The sequence below is a fragment of the Nostoc sp. CALU 546 genome, assembly GCF_048836525.1.
Genome location: NZ_JAWJTF010000363.1, coordinates 1 through 1,895, shown reverse-complemented (window position 1 = coordinate 1,895; position 1,895 = coordinate 1). Strand labels below are relative to the sequence as shown.

Below are 1,895 nucleotides of genomic sequence, written 5' to 3'. Positions count from 1 at the left end.
TACCGCTACGCTATCCTGCCTCCTACCTTCTTCTAAAGCATCAATGGCATTCCCCAAAATATTCATGAACACCTGATTTAGTTGTCCGCCATAGCATTCCACTAAAGGTAATGTGCCGTAGTTTTTGATGACTTGAATGGCTGGAAGTTTTGTTTTTTCTTGGAGGCGATGTTGCAATACCATTAGGGTACTGTCGATACTTTCGTGAATGTCCACTGCCTTAAACTCGGCTTCATCCATACGTGAGAAGGTTCGTAGCAACAGCACAATTTGACGGATGCGTTGAGTGCCAACTTTCATCGAACTTAATATTCTCGGTGCGTCTTCCTCGATGTAATCTAGGTCAATTTCCTGACACAAAGCCTGAAATTCCGACTCATTACCAGACTGTTGCTGCTGATGGCGAATTATTCGCAGTAGGTCTTGAGTATATTCCTCAAGATGGCTGAGATTACCGTGAATAAAATTAACGGGATTGTTGATTTCGTGGGCAACTCCAGCAACAAGTTGCCCCAGGCTGGACATTTTTTCTGCCTGAATAATTTGTGCTTGAGTTTGTTTGAGTTCTTGAAGAGTTTGTGCTAAATTTTCTGTTTGTTGTCGCAGTTGGTCTTCCATGTGTTTGCGCTCGCTAATATCCCTGGCTACACAAACAACGGTGTTTTCGCTCATTGTGGCAAGACTCGCCTCAAACCAAACCTCTTGGTCACCTATTGGCAAGCTATATTCTAGCTTCACAGTTTTTTTAGTTAATAGTGCTTGTTGAATAGAGTTGAGAAAATAGTCGGCAAAATCAGGGGGGAAAACGTCATGAATTTTTTTGCCCACCAGTTCTGTAGGAGGTTGGTAGAGTAAGGGCGCACTACTAGGAGCGATTTTTAGGTATCGTCCTTCAGCATCTAAGACAAGAATCACATCCTGCATAGCGTTGAACAAGGCGAGTAATTCTGCTTGCGAGGCTTTGATTAATTCTTCGGCTTGTTTGCTACTGCTGATATCGCTGAGAGCACCATGAAAACCAGTGATTTGACCGTTTGAGTCGAAAATTAGCGAAGCCACTGCCCTCATCCAGCACCAACTTTCATCCTTTTGCAGGTGGCGAAATTCTACTACGATCCGCTGCCTATTGATTTCCATCATTTCTTGGATGCTTCTTTGAACCAAGGGTAAATCATCAGGATGAACTAAGGGGGCAAAGGGTTGACCAAGTAGTTCTGAAGGTTCCCAGCCTAAAACATTTTTATACTGCGGTGAGACATAAGTAAAAGTGCCTTGTAGTGACATAGAAAAAATCAGGTCGCTGATATTTTCCACTAGCTGGCGATAGTTAGCTTCACTCTCAGCCAAGGCAGCTGCCTTACCTTGGCGATGCCATTCGTGAATTTTCTCTGGCGATCGCACAAAGGTAGAATAATCCTCCAATTTTGACTGTAATTCTATCAGTTGTAACTTTTGTGATCCTGTTGATAGGGGGACTTCCTGAGTAACTAATTCCCAAATTTGATGCTGTTGGGCTAACAATGTAGTTGAATAAAGGTCTTGCAATGCTTCTAGCTGTTGCAGCAATTGAGCGTTTTGCTGACGTAAAAGCGATATTTCATGATTGAATGCTTCAGTACACATGATCACCTCCTATTTACAATACTGAGTGCTGATATAGGACTCATATTTGATTTCTGAAAAAACTCAGTACAACTAAGAAGCCTTCTTGACTGTTGCCTATTGCCTGCCTACGCAAATTCGTTCAGAAATCAAAGCGGATTCCTATAGCGGTAGCGGGGCGTTTAGCTCGTGCTGAGTTAAAAGAAAGACCACCCACAAGGGGCCTTACTCAAACCCAACAATATAACTACTGAGTACTTCTTAATTTACTCAGCACTCAGCACTCAACACTC

1 protein-coding gene is annotated in these 1,895 nt (G+C 42.8%); it reads right to left on the bottom strand.

The genetic code is table 11. The annotated features are described in order from the left end of the window. On the bottom strand, positions 1 to 1,623 hold a 1,623-nt coding region (locus tag RRG12_RS43685), incomplete at its 3' end, for a PAS domain S-box protein (protein WP_420763328.1). Positions 1,624 to 1,895 lie beyond the last annotated feature (272 nt).